This window comes from Streptomyces sp. NPDC059247, assembly GCF_042754005.1.
Lineage (GTDB): Bacteria > Actinomycetota > Actinomycetes > Streptomycetales > Streptomycetaceae > Streptomyces.
This window is the reverse complement of sequence record NZ_JBHYZW010000011.1, coordinates 217,997-235,752: the sequence shown is the minus strand read 5'-3', so window position 1 is coordinate 235,752 and position 17,756 is coordinate 217,997. Positions and strand designations below refer to the sequence as shown.

Below are 17,756 nucleotides of genomic sequence, written 5' to 3'. Positions count from 1 at the left end.
GTGACCGACCCCGACTTCACCGCCGACCCCTTCCGCGTCCACACCCGCTGGATCGAAACCGAATTCGTCAACGAGATCCCGCCCTTCGCCCCGGCCGGTGCGGACGCCGACGAGGACGAGGCGGGCCGGGAGACGATCGTGGTCGAGGTCGGCGGGAAGCGTCTCGAAGTCTCGCTGCCGTCCTCGCTGGGCATGACGCTGGCCCGTACGGGTCTGGCGGCGGGTGCCAGGCCGAAGCGCCGGGCGGCGAAGAAGTCCGGCCCGGCGGCCTCCGGCGACACTCTCGCGTCCCCGATGCAGGGCACGATCGTGAAGGTCGCGGTCGAGGAGGGCCAGGAGGTCAAGGAGGGCGATCTGATCGTCGTCCTGGAGGCCATGAAGATGGAGCAGCCCCTCAACGCCCACCGCTCCGGCACCGTGAAGGGCCTCACCGCCGAGATCGGCGCGTCGGTCACCTCGGGCGCCTCGATCTGCGACATCAAGGACTGATCCGCGGTACGGAGTACGGTACGAAGGGCCCGCAGGCAGTCGCCTGCGGGCCCTTCGTCGAGGGGAGGACGGACAAAAGACCATGCGAGCCGACGCACGCCGCAATCACGAGAGACTGCTCACCGAGGCCCGTGGCGCCTTCGCCGAGCAGGGCGCCGACGCGCCCCTGGAGGAGATCGCGCGCCGCGCGGGGGTGGGCATCGGCACCCTGTACCGCCACTTCCCCACCCGGGCCGACCTGTTGAACGCGGTCTTCCAGGAGGCCCTCGCCGCGCTGCTGCGGCGCTCGGTGGAGCTGGCGGGGGCGGAGGAGTCGTGCCGGGCGCTGGTGGAGTGGCTGCGGGCGCTGGTCGCGTACGCGGGTGAGTACCGGGGGCTCGCGCACGCGCTGATGTCCGCCTCGCACGACCGGAGTTCGGCGCTCGCGGGGTGCAGCGACCCCTTGCGCGCGGCGGGCGAGCGGCTGCTCGAACGGGCCAGGGAGGCGGGTCAGGTGCGGGCCGATGTGTCGATCGGCGATCTGATGCAGCTGACCAACGCGATCGCGCTCGCGGCGGAACAGGCGCCGGAGGACGGGGAGCTGGCGGACCGTCTCCTCGCGCTGACGCTGCGGGGCATCAAGGGCTGAGGGGCGGACCGGGGCGGACGGGTCCGGGCCGTCCCGCCGACGGGACCGGGACCGTACGACCGGCCGGGGCGCGCGGGTGGCTGGAATCCGCCACGGACGACTGTGCTCGGGCACCCGGACGGACGTCCGGGCTCCGGTACGGGAGCCGCGCAGACGTCCCACGGGCGCCCACCGGTAGGACACGCCGACACGGACGGGGTGCCGACACCGGCGGAAGGTGCCCGGACCTCGTCGCCGGAGGCTCGGCGGCGGTGTCCGGGGCCCCGGGGAGGGCCCTCCGGAGTGCGGCGGGCCGTGCCCTCAGCGGCGCCGCATGTCGGCGACCCTCGCCGTGCGCTCCAGCGTCTCGGCGGCCATCCCGCCACCCGGGCCCCGGTACTGACCCGCCGCCAGGCGCCCGCGCTGGACCGGGAGCGGCATGTCACGGCGGGGCCGGACGCCGGGGGGGATCTGCTCGCCCCCCGGTCCGCCCGCGGCTCCGGTGCCCGCGACGGCGATCTGCACGCCCTGGTCGGCGAGGGCCTGGAGCTCGGTGGCGGCCCGGTCGTCGTGGGCGGGCGGCTCGTCGGTGACCAGCCGGGTGATGACGTCCGTGGGCACCGTCTGGAACATGGTGTCGGCGCCGAGCTTGGTGTGGTCGGCGAGGACCACCACCTCGGCCGCCGCCTGGACGAGGGCCCGGTCCACGCTCGCGGAGAGCATGTTGGACGTGGACAGGCCGCGCTCGGCGGTCAGTCCGCTGCCGGAGAGGAAGGCGCGGGAGACCCGGAGGCCCTGGAGCGACTGCTCGGCCCCGCTGCCCACCAGGGCGTAGTTGGAGCCGCGCAGGGTGCCCCCGGTCATGACGACCTCGACCCGGTTGGCGTGGGCGAGGGCCTGCGCGACGAGCAGGGAGTTGGTGACCACGGTCAGACCGGGGACGCGGGCGAGCCTGCGGGCCAGCTCCTGCGTGGTCGTCCCGGCGCCGACGACGATGGCCTCGCCCTCTTCGACGAGGCTCGCCGCGACATCGGCGATGGCCGTCTTCTCGGCGGTGGCGAGATGGGATTTCTGCGGGAAGCCGGATTCTCGCGTGAATCCGCCCGGCAACACCGCACCGCCGTGGCGGCGGTCGAGGAGTCCTTCTGCCTCCAGTGCCCGTACGTCTCTCCGTACGGTCACTTCCGAGGTCTGGACGACGCGGGCGAGCTCGCGGAGCGACACGGCCCCATTGGCTCGCACCATTTCGAGGATCAACTGGCGACGTTCTGCAGCGAACACGAAACTGACAGTAACGCGACCGGGCGAGAGTTTGCAGCGGTATACCGCGAATTATGGAAGATACGCACGGACGGGGCCCCCAAGTGGTATGGGAGACCCCGTCCGTGCTGTGCTCCGTGCCAGGACTATGCCCCGCCTTGCCGGGGGTTGTCCGGGTCGGGGAATCGTTCCCGCAGGCGGGAGCGCTGGTGGCGGCCGGTGTTACGCCTCGTCCGCGTTCTTCCGGGTCTGCAACTGCCGTGCCACTTCCGCGATCGAACCCGACAGGGAGGGGTACACGGTGAAAGCATTTGCGATCTGTTCGACGGTCAGATTGTTGTCGACCGCGATCGAGATCGGATGGATCAGCTCGCTCGCCTTCGGCGCGACGACACAGCCGCCGACGACGATGCCGGTGCCCGGACGGCAGAAGATCTTCACGAAGCCGTCCCGGATGCCCTGCATCTTCGCGCGCGGATTGCGCAGCAGCGGCAGCTTCACGACCTTGGCGTCGATCTTCCCGGCGTCCACGTCCGCCTGCGTGTAGCCGACGGTGGCGATCTCGGGGTCGGTGAAGACGTTCGACGAGACCGTCTTCAGGTTCAGCGGGGCCACCGCGTCGCCCAGGAAGTGGTACATCGCGATGCGGCCCTGCATGGCGGCCACCGAGGCGAGCGCGAAGACACCGGTGACGTCACCGGCCGCGTACACCCCGGGGGCGGTGGTGCGGGAGACCTTGTCGGTCCAGATGTGGCCGGAGTCCTTCAGCTTGACCCCGGCCTCCTCCAGGCCCATGCCCGCCGAGTTCGGGATCGCGCCGACGGCCATCAGGCAGTGGGTGCCGGAGATGACCCGGCCGTCCGAGAGGGTGACCTCGACCCGGTCGCCGACCCGCTTGGCGGACTCGGCGCGGGAGCGGGCCATGACGTTCATGCCCCGGCGCCGGAAGACGTCCTCCAGGACGGCCGCCGCGTCCGGGTCCTCGCCCGGCAGCACGCGGTCGCGGGAGGAGACCAGGGTGACCCGGGAGCCGAGCGCCTGGTAGGCACCGGCGAACTCGGCGCCGGTGACACCGGAGCCGACCACGATCAGCTCCTCGGGCAGCTCCTTGAGGTCGTAGACCTGGGTCCAGTTCAGGATGCGCTCGCCGTCCGGCTTGGCGTCCGGGACCTCGCGCGGGTGGCCGCCCGTCGCGATCAGGACGGCGTCGGCGGTCAGCGTCTCCTCGGTGCCGTCGGCGGCGGTCACGACCACCTGGCGGGAGCCGTCCATCCCCTGCCGCCCGGAGAGCCGCCCACGGCCGCGCAGCACCCGGGCACCGGCCCGGGTGACGGAGGCGGTGATGTCGTGGGACTGGGCGAGCGCCAGGCGCTTCACCCGCCGGTTGACCTTGCCCAGGTCGACGCCGACCACCCGGGCGGGGCGCTCGAAGTGGGGGGTGTCGTCCGCGACGATGATGCCCAGCTCCTCGTAGGAGGAGTCGAAGGTGGTCATCACCTCAGCGGTGGCGATCAGGGTCTTGGAGGGGACGCAGTCGGTCAGGACGGACGCGCCGCCGAGGCCGTCGCAGTCCACGACGGTCACCTCCGCGCCGAGTTGGGCGCCCACCAGGGCCGCCTCGTATCCGCCGGGTCCGCCGCCGATGATCACGATCCGGGTCACTGGGATCTACGCCTCGCGCTCTCGTTCTGCCGGGGGGTCCCCCCGCTGGGATGCAGTGCGTACGCCATTGTCCCGCACGCTTCAAGTGCGTGACCCATTGTCGCGCACCCCGGGCCGGGCGACGCGCCGGGGCCGTACCGAAGGGTCACGGGCCCGGCGGCGAGCCGCCGACGGGGTCGCGAGCGGGGGTCCCGGCCGCCCCGCCGAGGGGCCCGGACCGCCTCCGCCGACAGGTCACGGCCCTCCCCGCGGGCGGGTCGGCGCCGTCCCCGCGCACGGGGCGCGGCCCGCCGCGCCCACGGGCCGCCGGGCCGGACCGGCCCCCGCCGCACCGGGCTTCGACGGACACCCCGTCCCCTCCCGTACCCTCGGTCCCATGTCGCTCTACGCCGCGTTCGCCGGCAACCTCGACGCGCGGCTGATGAGCCGCCGCGCACCGCACTCCCCGCTGCGCGGCACGGGCTGGCTCAACGGCTGGCGGCTGACCTTCGGCGGCGAGCAGATGGGCTGGGAGGGGGCGCTGGCGACGATCGTGGAGGCCCCCAGGTCCCAGGTCTTCGTGGCGCTGTACGACATCGCGCCGATGGACGAGGACTCCATGGACCGCTGGGAGGGCGTCAACCTCGACGTCTACCGGCGGATGCGGGTCCGGGTGCACACCCTGGACGGCGAGGAGCCCGTCTGGGTGTACGTCCTCAACGGCTACGAGGGCGGGCTGCCGTCCGCGCGGTACCTCGGCGAGGTCGCCGACGCCGCCGAGTCGGCGGGCGCCCCGCACGACTACGTGATGGAGCTGCGCAAGCGCCCCTGCTGAGGTGTGGGAACCGCCGAAGACCCCCGGCGCCTCCTCCTCCGTGCCGTTCGTCGGAAACGACAAGACAACGATCCCATGTCCGTCGGCATCGTCATCTACGCGCGTAGGCAATCTCCGGATACGCTTCTGCGCGTAACAAATCCGTCCGGGGCCCGCCTCGGACCCCCCTCCCCGAGGCGAGAGAGTCAGTGAACGCAACTGCCACCCCGTACGAGGCCGCCGAGGCCGCAGCCGCGCGTCTGCGCGAGCTGACCGGTGCCGAGAAGCACGACGTCGCCCTGGTCATGGGCTCGGGCTGGGCACCCGCCGCCGAGGCGCTCGGCGAGCCCGAGGCCGAGTTCCCCGTCACCGAACTGCCCGGCTTCCCGCCGCCCGCCGTCCAGGGCCACGGCGGCACGGTCCGCTCGTACCGGATCGGCGAGAAGCGCGCGCTGCTCTTCCTGGGCCGCACCCACTTCTACGAGGGCCGGGGCGTCGCCTCCGTCGCCCACGGCGTGCGCACCGCCGTCGCCGCGGGCTGCGGCACGGTCGTCCTCACCAACGGCTGCGGCGGACTGCGCGAGGGAATGCGCCCCGGCCAGCCCGTCCTGATCAGCGACCACATCAACCTGACGGCCGCCTCCCCGATCGTCGGCGCGAGCTTCGTGGACCTCACCGACGTGTACTCGCCCCGGCTGCGCGCGCTGTGCAAGGAGGTCGACGAGAGCCTGGAGGAGGGCGTCTACGTCCAGTTCCCCGGGCCGCACTACGAGACCCCGGCCGAGATCAACATGGTCCGCGTCATGGGCGGCGACCTCGTCGGCATGTCCACGGTCCTGGAGGCCATCGCCGCGCGCGAGGCGGGCGCCGAGGTCCTGGGCATCTCCCTGGTCACCAACCTCGCCGCCGGTCTCTCGGGCGAGCCGCTGAACCACGAGGAGGTCCTCCAGGCCGGCCGTGACTCGGCGTCCCGGATGGGCGAGCTGCTCACCCGGGTCCTCGACCGGATCTGATCCCCTCCGCGCCCCGGGGCCGGACGGGCTCCGGGGCGCTCGCGGTCTCCGTGACCGGTCTCCGTGACCCGGTCTCCGGTACGGGGCCGCCACACGGGCTCCCCGCCCGCCCCGGCCCTTCCCGTGGCCGGGAACCGGCTCCCGGGCCCGCACGGACCCGCCCCCGCCCGGCGTGCGGGGCGCGGGGCGCGGGGTCCGGGGCGGAGAACCGGTTACGGGAGGGGGCCGGACGGGGAAGGGCTCCGCTCGGCGGCACCCGCACCCCCGCACCCCGCCCGCACCCGTCCGCAAGGGGCCCCGCCGCCCGCCCGCACCCCGAAAGGCACACCGTGACGCAGGACGATCTCCTCACCCGGGCCCATGCCTGGCTCGCCGAGGACCCCGACCCGGAGACCCGCGACGAGCTGGCCGCGCTGCTCGAAGGCGGCGCGACCGACGAGCTGGCCGCCCGGTTCTCGGGCACCCTCCAGTTCGGCACCGCCGGGCTGCGGGGCGAGCTGGGCGCCGGACCGCAGCGGATGAACCGCTCCGTGGTCATCCGGGCCGCCGCGGGCCTCGCCGCGTACCTCAGGGCACAGGGCCAGGAGGGCGGCCTCGTCGTCATCGGCTACGACGCCCGCTACAAGTCCGCCGACTTCGCCCGCGACACCGCCGCCGTGATGACCGGCGCGGGGCTGCGCGCCGCGCTGCTCCCCCGGCCGCTGCCGACACCCGTCCTGGCGTTCGCCATAAGGCACCTGGGCGCCGTCGCGGGCGTCGAGGTGACCGCCAGCCACAATCCGCCCCGGGACAACGGCTACAAGGTCTACCTGGGCGACGGCTCGCAGATCGTGCCGCCCGCCGACGCGGAGATCGCCGCCGAGATCGCCGCGATCCGCTCGCTGCACGACGTGCCCCGCCCGGACGGCGGCTGGGAGACCCTCGGCGACGAGGTCCTGGGCGCCTATCTGGAGCGTACGGACGCCGTCCTGACCCCCGGGTCCCCCCGGACCGCGCGGACCGTCTACACGGCCCTGCACGGCGTCGGCAAGGACGTCCTGACGGCCGCGTTCGCCCGGCACGGCTTCCCGCCGCCCGCGCTCGTCGCCGCCCAGGCCGAGCCGGACCCCGCCTTCCCGACGGTCGCCTTCCCCAATCCGGAGGAGCCGGGCGCGATGGACCTCGCCTTCGAGGCGGCCCGCGCCGTGGACCCCGATCTGGTCATCGCCAACGACCCGGACGCCGACCGCTGCGCGGTGGCCGTGCCGGACGCCGCCGCCGAGGGCGGCTGGCGGATGCTCCGGGGCGACGAGGTGGGCGCGCTGCTCGCCGCGCACCTGGTGGCCAAGGGCGCCACGGGCGTCTTCGCCGAGTCGATCGTGTCCTCCTCGCTGCTCGGCCGGATCGCGGAGGCGGCGGGCGTCGGCTACGAGGAGACGCTGACCGGCTTCAAGTGGATCGCCCGCGTCGAGGGCCTGCGGTACGGCTACGAGGAGGCGCTCGGCTACTGCGTGGACCCCGGCGGCGTCCGCGACAAGGACGGCATCACGGCGGCGCTGCTCGTCACCGAGCTGGCCTCGGTCCTCAAGGAGCGGGGGCGGACCCTGTCCGACCTGCTCGACGACCTGGCCGTCGAGCACGGGCTGCACGCCACGGACCAGCTGTCGGTGCGGGTCGAGGACCTGGGGATCATCACGGCCGCGATGGCCGCGCTGCGCGAGCGCCCGCCGGTCTCGCTCGCGGGTCTGACGGTGGTCTCGGCGGAGGACCTGGCCAAGGGCACGGAGGCGCTGCCGCCGACGGACGGCCTGCGCTACCACCTGGAGGGCGCCTACCGGGCCCGGGTGATCGTCCGCCCGAGCGGTACGGAGCCCAAGCTGAAGTGCTACCTGGAGGTCGTGGTGCCGGTCGCGTCGGCGGACGGCCTCGTACCGGCCCGTGCGAAGGCGGCGGAGCTGCTGGCCTCGGTCAAGCGGGACCTGTCGGCGGCTGCCGGGCTCTGACCCGGGCGGTACGGACGGAGGGCCGGTGGGAGCGCGCTTCCCACCGGCCCTCCGGCATGTCCGCCGGGGCGCGCGCCCCGGCGGTCCCGGCGGCCCGGGGCGGGGCGGGTCAGCCGAAGCGGCCGTTGACGTAGTCGGCGGTCCGGGGGTCGGCAGGGGAGCCGAAGACCCTTTCCGTGGGGCCGTGTTCGACGATGACGCCGGGGGTGCCCTGTTCGGCGAGGAAGAAGGCGCAGGAGTCGGAGACCCGGGCCGCCTGCTGCATGTTGTGGGTGACGATGACGACGGTGACCTCGGACTTCAGCTCGGCGATGGTCTCCTCGACGCGCCGGGTGGAGGTGGGGTCGAGGGCGGAGCAGGGCTCGTCCATGAGCAGGACGCGGGGGCGGACGGCGAGCGAGCGGGCGATGCACAGGCGCTGCTGCTGGCCGCCGGAGAGCGCCCCGCCGGGCTGCCGCAGCCGGTCCTTGACCTCGCGCCAGAGCCCCGCCTTGGTGAGGCACTCCTCGACGAGGGCGTCCCTGGTCTCCTTGTCGGCGCGGACGCCGCCGAGCTTCAGACCGGCGAGGACGTTCTCGTGGAGGGACATCGCGGGGAACGGGTTGGGCTTCTGGAAGACCATGCCGATCTCGCGGCGGGCGTGGGTGATGCGGCGGCCCCGGTCGTAGATGTCGGCGCCGTCGAGGAGGACCCGGCCCGCGAGGGAGGCGGTGCCGGTGAGTTCGTGCATCCGGTTGAGGATGCGCAGGAACGTGGACTTGCCGCAGCCGGAGGGGCCGATCAGGGCGGTGACCTCGCGGGCGGGCATGGCGAGGGAGACCCGGTCGAGGACCTTGCGGTCGCCGAACCAGGCCGAGACGGCCTCGGCTTCGAGGGCGGCGGCCCGGGAGGGGGCCGCCGCTCCCGTGGCGGGCACGGGCGGCAGGGTGACGGTGTCGGCGAGGTCGGTCACGGTGTGGACTCCACGGGTCTCAGAGGAGGTTGGGGAGGAGCCGGGTCAGTTCGCCGGAGACGAGGACGCCGAGCGCCACGAGGACGGGCACGGCGGTGACCCAGGTCTGGCGGGCGCCCCAGCGGCGGCGGGCGAGGACGGTGAGCAGGGCGGCGAGGAGGAGGGCCTGGGTGCCGAGGAAGATCCGGGGCCAGGCGTCGGGGTCGCCCGCGAGGGGCTTCTCGGCGGCGGTGATCCAGCCGGGGCGCAGCGGCCGGGGCGGGCTGGGCAGGGCGGTGGTGAGGAGGCGGGCGTCGACGCGGACGACGTCCTCGGGGGTGTAGGCGCCGCCGCTCGCGGTCGTCAGGGTGAGGCGTCCTTCGCCGGGGCGGAGGGCGGCCGGGTTGGGGTCGCCGGGGCGGCGGACGCCGGTGACCTCGTACACGGACTCGCCCTGGCCGGTGGTGAGCTGGACGCGGGCGCCGGGTGGGAGGCGGTGGACGTCGTTGAAGGGGCTGCCGTAGCCCCATCGGCGGCCCATGATCACGCTGGCTCCGGCCTGGCCGGGCAGGGCGGTGTCGCGGCGGTGGCCGGGTCCGGACATGAGGACCTGGGAGGTGGTGCCTTCGGTGACGACCTCGCGCAGGCCGAGGGCGGGGACGCGCAGGAGGGCGACGGGGGCGCCGGGGGCGAGGGGTTTGCCGTCGTAGGTGAGCTGGCCCACCGGGGCGGTGCCGAGGGCGAGTTGCTCGCGCAGGTCGTCGTAGCCGGTGGACTGGTCGCGGGCGTGCTGGAGGTGGCCGACGACGGTGAGGTTGGCGGCGAAGCCGATGAGGAGGGCGGCGAGGACGCACAGCGCCGCCCCGGCCAGGGCGAGCCCGGCGCGGGGGGCGGTGGGGGGCGGTGCGGTGGTCACGGGCGGGCGCCGTCCTTGCGGCGGCGGGCGTGTACGACGGCGGCGGCGCCGAGGAGGCAGAGGGCGAGGGAGCCGAGGGCGGCGGAGGCGGCGGTGGTGGCTCCGGTGGCGGCGAGGGAGCCGCCGCCGTGGGTGCCGGTGCCGCCGGAGGAGCCGCCGGTGGTGCCGTCGCCGGAGCCGCCGGTGGTGCCGTCGCCGCCGGTGGTGCCGGTGCCGTCGGTCGCGGTGGGCGGCGGGGTGTCGGTGCCGGTGGGCCCGGGGGTGTCGGTCGGCTCGTCGGTCGGCTCGTCGGTGGGGCTCTCGGTGGGCGTGCCGGTGGGGCTCTCGGTGCTGGTCGCGGTGCCGGTGGGGGTGGGGGTGCCCGTCCCGGTGGGGGTGGGGCCGGTGGGGCTCGCGGTGGCCTCGTGGACGTACAGGGTGAAGACGAAGAAGGAGCCGGTGTGGGCCTCGGGGGTGGTGGGGGTGAAGGTGGCCAGGACGGGCAGTCCTTCGGGACCGGTCAGGGTGAGTCCGGTGAGGGTGGTTTCCGCCTTGCCCGCGACGACGTCGACGGTGGCGATGTCGATGAGTTCCTCGTTGACGAACTTCTGGAAGCTGACCGTCCCGGCGGCTTCCTTGGGCTGCACGGTGGCGACGATCCTGGCCCGGCCGCCGACGGTGGGGGCGGCGGGGTCGGAGACGACCTCGGTGACGGTGGTCAGCTGGGCGACGGGGGTCCAGGTGGTGCCGGTGACCTCGATCATCGCGGAGAAGTAGTCGTCGGACTCGGCGCCGTGCGCGGTGCGGCAGGCCAGGCGCAGTTCGTAGCGGCCGTCGACGGGGCCGCCGCCGCGCAGTTCGAGGAGCCGGTCCTGGAGGGTGCCGTAGTCGACGGCGGTGTCGAAGGCGCGGGTGAAGGGGCCGGTGCTGAGCGGGTCGCCGGTGGTGGTGACGGCCAGGTTGACGGTCTGTTCGCGGTTGTCGGGGCTGACGACGGCGAGCAGGGCCTTGACGTAGGGCTTGGCGGGGTCGGCCGGGGCGGGGCAGGCGGCCGGGGTGGTGACCCCGGTGGCGAAGGGCTTGGCGGTGGTCGAGCCCGAGCCCCCCTTGAGGGTGAACGTGCCGTGCACGGTGACCGCCTTGGCGGGGGCGGCCAGCGCGAGGACGGCGGCCAGGGCGCCGCAGAGCAGGGCGAGCGCGGCGAGCAGGGCCACGGGCGGTCGGAGTGGTGCGGGGCGGTTCATGCGGGGTCCCCCGGGGGAGTCGGTGTCGGATCGGGTACGCCGTGGGGCCGGGCACCTGGGGGGTGCCCGGCCGGTGTGCGGTCAGGAAGCGGTGGTGATCAGCGCTCGCCGGTGACGGTGGTGGCGCCGCAGGCGGTGCCGAGGGTGCCGAAGCCGTAGTTGGCGATCGTGGTGGAGGCGGCGCAGACCTTGGACGTCGAGCCGACGAAGGTCTGGGCGATCGTGGTGTTCCCGAGCTTGGCGGTCGGGACGACGTTGTAGACGTCACGGGTGAAGGGGAAGGAGAGGTTCAGCGTCTTGTCGGCGTTGCGGGGCGCGACGGAGCCGATGGAGCCGAGGACGGCGGCACCGCGCCGGTCCGTGACGACGAGCTTCTCCTGCGCGGTGTACTGGGCCACGGAGTAGGGGGCGATGTCGCCGACGGTGTCGAGGACGGTGCCGTCGTTCTCCTGGACGCCCTGCTGGACGCAGGCGCCGGGCGCGGTGACGCCGATGGAGGCGAGGAAGAACTGACGGGTGCCGGAGTTGGACTGCGGCAGGACCGGGGTGAGCGCCACGCCGTTGAGGGACGTGAGGGTGCACTCGTAGATGCCCTTGAGCTGGGCCACCGTCAGGTCGGCGGGCAGCGCGCTGTCGGAGCGCTTGGCCCAGGAGACCGCGTCCTTGGCGAAGGGGATCCAGGTCAGGTCCGTGGTGGAGACATCGGCCGGGCCCCGGGAGGAGCGGGCGAAGTCGAGGCAGCCGGAGTTGGTGTCCACGGCGTTGCGCAGGGCGTCGATGCCCGCGGAGGAACCGTTGGGACGGGCCAGGTCACAGCCGGTCGCCTTGGTCTTGATGCTCGCGGAGCCGGTGGCGTCCCAGGAGGCGACGGTCTTCTGGCCGATGGCGTTGGTGATGACGTTGCCGAGGCCGTTCACGACGTCCTGGGTGGTGTCGGAGCCGACACCCGCGAGGGTGCGGTACTGGGTGACCGGGTTGGGATCGGCCTGGGCGGGGGCCGCCAGGAAACCGAGGCCGAGGGCGGCCGTGCCGAGGGCGGCGACGACACGGGCGCGGGACTTGACGTTCACTTCTGATCTCCTCCGTGGAAACGGATGCCATGGAATGGACGCACAAGCAGAATCCGGATTCTTCTTTATCCGGCCGGTCCGTCGACCTGCCGGGGACAACAATTCCGTACGGGCGTCTCCCGCGACCACCACGTTCAGCCGCTCTTCAGGTTACGAATTCCTGTCCTAGGTGAATCCGAGGGAATTCGGCGGCGTCCCGCGAGGCCGAGGACCACGGGTCCCGCGACGCCCGCGAGGCCGCCCGCGACGAGGACGGCGAGGAGGACCCAGCGGATGGCTCCGAGGACCTCGGAGGGGGTGCTGCCGGTGCCCGCGAGGTGCTCCCCCGGGGTGCCGGAGGTGCTGCCGCCGCCGGTGGTGGCGGCCGGGGGCGGGGCGGCGGAGGACGGGGTCACGGGGCCGCCGGCGGCGCCGGAGGTGCCCGTGGTGGAGCCGCCGGAGGTGCCGGTGGAGCCGGTCGTGCCGCCCGTGCCGATGGCGCCGGAGTCCGAGCCGCCCGTGCCGGTGGAGCCGCCGGACGTGGAGCCGCCGGAGGTGCCGGGGGCGGTGGGGGCACCGCGTTCGAGGCGGTCGGCCGCCGACGCGGCCAGGGTCCGCAGCTTCTGAGGCAGCGGGGCGTAGCCGTAGGGCAGTTCGCCGGGCGCGGTGCCCTGTTTCTGGCCCGGTCCCGCCGCGTACCGGAGCACACGCGCGTAGTCCCGGCGGGCGTCGGCGGGCAGCTTGGTGGAGGCGGCGGCGTAGGTCACCACGGTGAGCGGGTAGGCGTCGCCCCGGGTGCGGGCGGGGTCGGCGGCGAGGACGCCGGGGACGGCGGAGTCCTTGTACTGGCCGACCGCCGCGAGCAGGGAGGTGGTGGTGGGCCGGACGTAGGTGCCGTCGGCGTTGGGCAGGGCGGCGACCTGGAGCTGGTAGCGGACGGCGGAGGCGGCGTCGGTGAGTCCGTAGGCGCGCCGCTCGCCGGGGAGGTACTCGGGGCCCGAGAGTTTCAGTCCGCCCGCCGCGGTGGGGTCGTCGAGGGCCTCGTACTTGGCGTTGTTGGTGCCGCGCCGGACCCAGCGGGCCGCGTCGTGGAGGTCGACGGCGTACGGGGAACGGTCGATCGCCCCGTAGGTGATGCTTTTCTCGCCGACCTTTATCTCGGTCTCGGTGGGGTCGGCCTTCGGGAATTCATAGGAACCGTCGGTGACGAGTCCGAGGTCCTTGAAGTGGGGATTGACCTTCATTCCCCAGGGGTCCGGCCGCCCTTCCAGGAAGGCGCGGGATTCGGCGTTCGCGCGCAGATAGTCCCAGACGACCTTGGTGGCGTCGGAGCGCTCGGCGGAGAGCAGGATCCCGCCGGGGTAGACCTGGGGTGCCTGCGGGGAGCGGGCGAACGCGGGGTTGAGTTCCAGGAACTCGGGGTCGCGGACGAGGGAGTCCGGGTTGCCCTTGAGGTGCTCGGGCGCGGGCCGGTCGTAGGTGAGGTAGCGGACGTCGAGCGGGTACGAGGAGGTGAGCAGTTTCGCCAGGAGGCGCGGGCTCAGCCTCAGGTCGCGGACGAGTCCGATGCCGCTCGCCTCCCAGAAGACGCCGACGGTGAGTCCGCTGACGGCGACCGGGGCGTGGACGAAGCCCGCCTTCTCGCCGCCCTCGACGGGTTCGACGGTGAAGGCGAGTCCCGGGGTGGTGGCGGTCGGCCGGGTGAGGTTGCCCCGGGCCAGTTCCTCGCCGCGCTGGGAGAAGGTGAAGCGGGTGGTGCCGGTGGCGCAGAGCGCCGACTGCCAGGAGGTGACGGCGTCGGTGACGAGTTCGGAGCCGGTCATGCGCCGTTCGGTGCGGTCCGTGGGGCAGGGTTCGCGGACCGGCAGGAAGTCGAGCGGGAAGACGATCCGGCGGTCCCAGTTGGTGGTGGTGAACGGGGAGGTGTTGGGCCGGTGGTCGACGCCGGTGGAGCCGTCGGGGTCGTGGGAGCCCCGGGGGACGACCACGAGCCAGCAGCGGCGCCCCCTGACGTCGGTGCCGGTGCCGAGGGGGTCGCCGCAGCCGAGGTGGGGGGCCTCCCGGGTGGTCTGGAGGTTGAAGGCCACCTCGCCGGTGCCGTCGGGCTGGGTGGCGGCGAAGAACTCCTCGTTGGTGTCGCCGGGGCCGAAGTAGGTCCAGTCGGTGGTCTTCTTCGTGGGCGGCCCGGACACCGGCCGGAACGGCACGAAGGGGCTGGTCTTCTGGCCCGGGTACTCCGGGCTGGGGATCAGCTCGTCGTACTCCTTCTCCAGCGGGTCGGTGCCGACGAGGAGTTCGCGCCGGGCGATGTGGGTGCCGAAGTTGCCGCCGCTGGTGGCGGCGCCGCCGAACTGGCACTGCTCGCGCTTCGGTCCGGCGGGGTCGTCGCCCCAGCACTGCATGATCTGGAGGTAGTCGCTCTTGCGCCCCTGGGTGGGGGTCCCGCCCCGCCAGGTGACCTTGAGGCCCTGGGCCCGGAGGTCCCGCGTCTGGTGGACGGTCACTTCGAGGCCGGAGAAGTCGTCGTACGGGCCCTTCGTGCCGCGCTTGGTCGCCGCCGAGTTCCCGGCGGGGCCGGTGGCGGCGGCGGCGGTGCCGCCCGGGGGCAGCGGGAGCAGGGCGAGGACGACGGCGGCGAGCAGCGCGCCGAGCCCCGCCGCCCGGGTGCGGGCGGCCTTCCCGCGCGGGCTCTTCCCTCTCGGACTCTCCGTGCGGGGGTTCTCCGTGCGCGGGCTCTTCCCGCACTGGCTCTTCGTGCGCGGGCTCTTCATCGGGTGCCTCCGGTGCGTTCGGCGCGGGCGGCGAGGACGCGGCCGACGAGCGGGGGCGCGACGACCGTGGCGAGGAGCAGGAGGGCGGAGAGGGCCATGAGCAGGCCGCGCAGACCGCCTCCGGTGTCGGCGGCGAGGGTGACCGGGGTGGCGACGATGCCGCCGCCGTCCTGGCCGGTGCCGGTGCCGCCGCCGTCGGCGCCGCCACCGTTGCCGAGCGCCTGCCCGGTGTCGGGGTCCACCCCGCCGCCGGTGGCGCCGGTGGCGCCGCCCGAGCCGGTCGTCCCGCCGGAGGCCGCCGTACCGCCGCCGGTCGTCCCGCCGGAGGACGTACCGCCGTCGGCGCCGCCGGTCGCACCGCCCGAGGAGGAGCCGGAGCCGCCGCCGGTCGGACCGCCGCCGGTGGTCCCGCCGGTCGAACCGCCGGTCGCACCGCCCGAGGACGTACCGCCGTGGGAGCCGCCGTTGTTCACCGGGGTGTCGTTGCCGCGCGCGCCGCCGGTTCCGTCGGCGCACTGGGTCGCGCCGCGCTTGTCGCAGTCCTTGGGCATCGGCGCGTTCTTGGCGAGGGTGTTGGTGCCGTCCGCCGAGAAGGTGGGGTTGCGGCAGTCGGACAGGTCCACGGCGCCGGTGGGCGCGCCGGGTATCCGGCGGATCTGCTCGAAGCCCGCCTGGACGAGGTTCCTGGGCAGCGGCGAGTAGCCGAGTTCCTCGGCCTGCTGCTGGCCCTCGCAGAGGAAGTAGCGGGCGAAGGTGCCGAGCGAGCGGCCCTTGTCCCGGGTGTGCGGGGCCGCCTCGCTGGTGGGGACGACCATGTAGCTGTAGCTGGAGAGCGGGTAGCCGCGCCGGTCGGTGGTGCGGTAGACGCCGTCGAGGATCTGGGTGAGGTAGTCGGTGGAGTTCTTGTCGTCGTCGATCCGGGCCCGGAGCAGGGCGACGGCGACGCTGGAGGCGGTCGGCTCGACGTAGTACCCGGCGGAGTTGAGGATCTTGGCGACGGGGAAGTGCGCGTTCATCGCGTACGAGTACTCGACGTAGGTGATGGCGCCCTCGCCCTGCGGCTGGCGGACGTGCGCGGAGACGCCGAGCGAGCCGGACTTGGCGACGGTGGTCGTGCCGGGCACCACGGGGAAGTACGAGGTCATGCCGCAGGGCGTCTGGCGTCCGGCGCGGCGGCAGTAGTCGTTCCAGACCCCGCTCTGCTCCTTGGCGAGCCAGGTGGTGAACTGGGCGGTGGTGCCCGAGCCGTCGGAGCGCACGACGGGCACGATGCGGCGGGCCGGGAGGAGCAGACCGGGGTTGTCGGCCTTGATCTCGGGCGCGTTCCACATGGTCAGCTCGCCGGTGAAGATCTTCGCCAGGACGGGTCCCGAGAGCCGCAGGTTGGTGACCTGACGGCCGCTGATCCGCAGGTTGTACATGAAGGCGGTGCCGCCCGCGACGATCGGCATGTACGCGTAGCCGCGGCCCGGCGGCACATCGGTGGCGTTGCCGTCCTTGAGGCCGTACGGGATCTCGGAGACGGCGAAGTCGACGGTGCCGTTCTTGAACTGCTCGCGGCCCTGGGAGGAGCCGTTGGCGTTGAAGTTGACGGTCAGGCCGATGTTGGCGCCGATGTTGCGGCGCCACTGCTCGACGGCGTTGGAGCTCCAGGTGGAGCCGGAGCCGGTGATCTTGGTGTATCCGGCGGCCTGCGCGGCGGGCGGCCCGACGAGCAGGGCGAGCACCGCGCTGAGCGCGGTGGCGAGGCCCAGCAGGATGCGGACGGGCTGGACGGCGGTTCTCACGGCGTGCTCCTCGGTTCTGCGGTTCTCACGGCGTGCTCCTCGGTTCTGCGGATCGGTCCGGGCGGGCGGACGGCCCGGCGGCGAAGGCCCCCGCGCCGGTGCGGGCGGCGTCCTGGCGGGCGGCGTCCCGCCGGGACGCGAGGGCCCGGCGCCGCTCCTGGCGCTTCGTCAGCTGTCCCGGGCCGCGTCCGCCCGCGATCCGGGCGAGGACGAAGAGCAGCAGCACGAGCAGCATGAGGACGGCGGCGGTGCCGAAGCCGCGGGCGATCATGTTCGGTTCGGGTGACTTGACGAGCTCGAAGGTGGCGAGCGGCAGGGAGACCTGGGCGCCGGAGGTCGGCAGGGCGTTCAGTTCGGCGGTGAACCCGGCGGTCAGCAGCACCGGGGAGGTCTCCCCGACCCCGCGCGCGGTGCCGAGGATGACGGCCGTGGTGAGTCCGGAGCGAGCGGTCGGCAGGACGACGTGCCAGACGGTCCGCCAGCGCGAGGACCCCATGGCGTACGAGGCCTCCCGCAGGGTGCCGGGGACCAGCCGGATGACGACGTCGGAGGCGCGGATGATGATCGGCAGCATCATCACGGAGAGGGCGAGCGAGGCGGCGAAGCCGGAGCGCTCCATGCCGAGGCCCAGGATGACGGTGGCGTAGACGAAGAGGCCCGCGACGATCGAGGGCAGGGCCGTCATGGCCTCGACGATCGTACGGACGAGGCGGGCGAAGGCGCCGGGCACCTCGTTGAGGAAGACCGCGCAGACGATGCCGGCGGGCACGGTGAGCGCGAGCGCGATGCCGACCTGTTCGAGGGTGCCGACGACGGCGTGCAGGACGCCGCCGACGTCGAGGGGTTCGAGCGGTCCCGCGAGGCTCATGTCCTGGGTGAAGAAGTTGAGGTGGACGAGGGCCGCGCGGCCCTCCCAGAGGGTGAAGGCGACGACGAAGACGAGGACGGCGAGGAGGAGCAGCCCGAAGCTGCGCACGACGGCGCCCGCGATCCGGTCCCGTACGGCGGGGCCGTCCTCGTCGAAGGAGACGAGCAGCGCGTAGAGCCCGAGGAAGAGGACGTACGCGACGAGGACGGCGCCGACGGTGCCGCTGAAGGGCAGCAGGCGGGCGAAGAGCAGCCAGGTCAGGGCGAGCGAGGCGGCGGCGGCGCCGAGCACGGCGTACACGTCGGAGGCGCGGGCGCCGCCGGTGGTCCGCCGGTGTTCGGGGCCGGGTGGCGGGGCCTGCTCGGCGGGCGGGCTCGGTGCCGGCCGCTCCGGGGCGATGGTCAT

Annotated in this window: 14 protein-coding genes; 5 read left to right on the top strand and 9 right to left on the bottom strand. The window is 73.9% G+C overall.

Annotation, left to right across the window (positions count from 1 at the left end; genetic code table 11):
• Together ACFXGN_RS21440 and ACFXGN_RS21435 are read left to right on the top strand one after the other, a co-directional pair.
• On the top strand, nt 1–489 hold a 489-nt coding region (locus tag ACFXGN_RS21440), incomplete at its 5' end, for a biotin/lipoyl-containing protein (protein ID WP_384861419.1).
• Nucleotides 490–571: 82 nt separating this feature from the next.
• A complete protein-coding gene (locus tag ACFXGN_RS21435) occupies nt 572–1,117 on the top strand; it encodes a TetR/AcrR family transcriptional regulator (RefSeq protein ID WP_384861417.1) in 546 nt (181 codons plus the stop codon).
• A 300-nt stretch (nt 1,118–1,417) separates the two neighbouring features.
• On the opposite strand, the gene ACFXGN_RS21430 is transcribed toward ACFXGN_RS21435, so the two are convergent.
• Together ACFXGN_RS21430 and ACFXGN_RS21425 are read right to left on the bottom strand one after the other, a co-directional pair.
• Nucleotides 1,418–2,341 carry a DeoR/GlpR family DNA-binding transcription regulator gene (locus ACFXGN_RS21430; RefSeq protein WP_384861445.1) on the bottom strand — a complete coding sequence of 308 codons (924 nt, stop codon included), beginning with the start codon at nt 2,339–2,341 and terminating at the stop codon, nt 1,418–1,420.
• Nucleotides 2,342–2,578: 237 nt separating this feature from the next.
• A complete protein-coding gene (locus ACFXGN_RS21425; protein ID WP_384861414.1) occupies nt 2,579–4,018 on the bottom strand; it encodes an NAD(P)H-quinone dehydrogenase in 1,440 nt (479 codons plus the stop codon).
• Nucleotides 4,019–4,394: 376 nt separating this feature from the next.
• Between ACFXGN_RS21425 and ACFXGN_RS21420 the strand changes: the two genes are divergently transcribed.
• The 3 genes from ACFXGN_RS21420 (at nt 4,395) to ACFXGN_RS21410 (ending at nt 7,806) form a co-directional block, all read left to right on the top strand.
• Nucleotides 4,395–4,832, top strand: a complete 438-nt coding sequence (locus ACFXGN_RS21420; RefSeq protein WP_366445571.1) for a gamma-glutamylcyclotransferase — start codon at nt 4,395–4,397, stop codon at nt 4,830–4,832.
• Nucleotides 4,833–5,020: 188 nt separating this feature from the next.
• Entirely contained in the window at nt 5,021–5,824 is an 804-nt protein-coding gene (locus ACFXGN_RS21415) for a purine-nucleoside phosphorylase (protein ID WP_384861411.1), read from the top strand.
• Nucleotides 5,825–6,153: 329 nt separating this feature from the next.
• Nucleotides 6,154–7,806 (top strand): phospho-sugar mutase, encoded by a 1,653-nt coding sequence (locus tag ACFXGN_RS21410; protein ID WP_384861407.1) that lies wholly within the window; start codon nt 6,154–6,156, stop codon nt 7,804–7,806.
• Nucleotides 7,807–7,915: 109 nt separating this feature from the next.
• Here ACFXGN_RS21410 and ACFXGN_RS21405 read toward each other — a convergent pair whose 3' ends face one another.
• The 7 genes from ACFXGN_RS21405 to pstA all read right to left on the bottom strand — a co-directional run bounded on the left by ACFXGN_RS21405 (nt 7,916) and on the right by pstA (nt 17,756).
• Complete coding sequence (locus ACFXGN_RS21405; protein WP_384861443.1) at nt 7,916–8,722, bottom strand: phosphate ABC transporter ATP-binding protein; 807 nt, start codon at nt 8,720–8,722, stop codon at nt 7,916–7,918.
• 55 nt (nt 8,723–8,777) lie between these two features.
• Nucleotides 8,778–9,653: a class E sortase gene (locus tag ACFXGN_RS21400; RefSeq protein ID WP_384861405.1), complete on the bottom strand. Its 876-nt coding sequence runs from the start codon at nt 9,651–9,653 to the stop codon at nt 8,778–8,780.
• The gene (locus ACFXGN_RS21395) at nt 9,650–10,876 is read right to left on the bottom strand and encodes a hypothetical protein (RefSeq protein ID WP_384861403.1); all 1,227 of its coding nucleotides are present in this window, start codon (nt 10,874–10,876) and stop codon (nt 9,650–9,652) included. The genes ACFXGN_RS21400 and ACFXGN_RS21395 overlap by 4 nt, the downstream gene beginning before the upstream one ends.
• Before the next feature lie 98 nt (nt 10,877–10,974).
• Complete coding sequence (locus ACFXGN_RS21390) at nt 10,975–11,946, bottom strand: hypothetical protein (RefSeq protein ID WP_384861400.1); 972 nt, start codon at nt 11,944–11,946, stop codon at nt 10,975–10,977.
• A gap of 134 nt (nt 11,947–12,080) precedes the next feature.
• The gene (locus ACFXGN_RS21385; RefSeq protein ID WP_384861397.1) at nt 12,081–14,696 is read right to left on the bottom strand and encodes a hypothetical protein; all 2,616 of its coding nucleotides are present in this window, start codon (nt 14,694–14,696) and stop codon (nt 12,081–12,083) included.
• Complete coding sequence (gene pstS, locus ACFXGN_RS21380) at nt 14,693–16,483, bottom strand: phosphate ABC transporter substrate-binding protein PstS (protein WP_384861394.1); 1,791 nt, start codon at nt 16,481–16,483, stop codon at nt 14,693–14,695. Before pstS ends, ACFXGN_RS21385 begins: the two co-directional genes overlap by 4 nt.
• 25 nt (nt 16,484–16,508) lie before the next feature.
• A complete protein-coding gene (pstA, locus tag ACFXGN_RS21375) occupies nt 16,509–17,756 on the bottom strand; it encodes a phosphate ABC transporter permease PstA (protein ID WP_384861392.1) in 1,248 nt (415 codons plus the stop codon).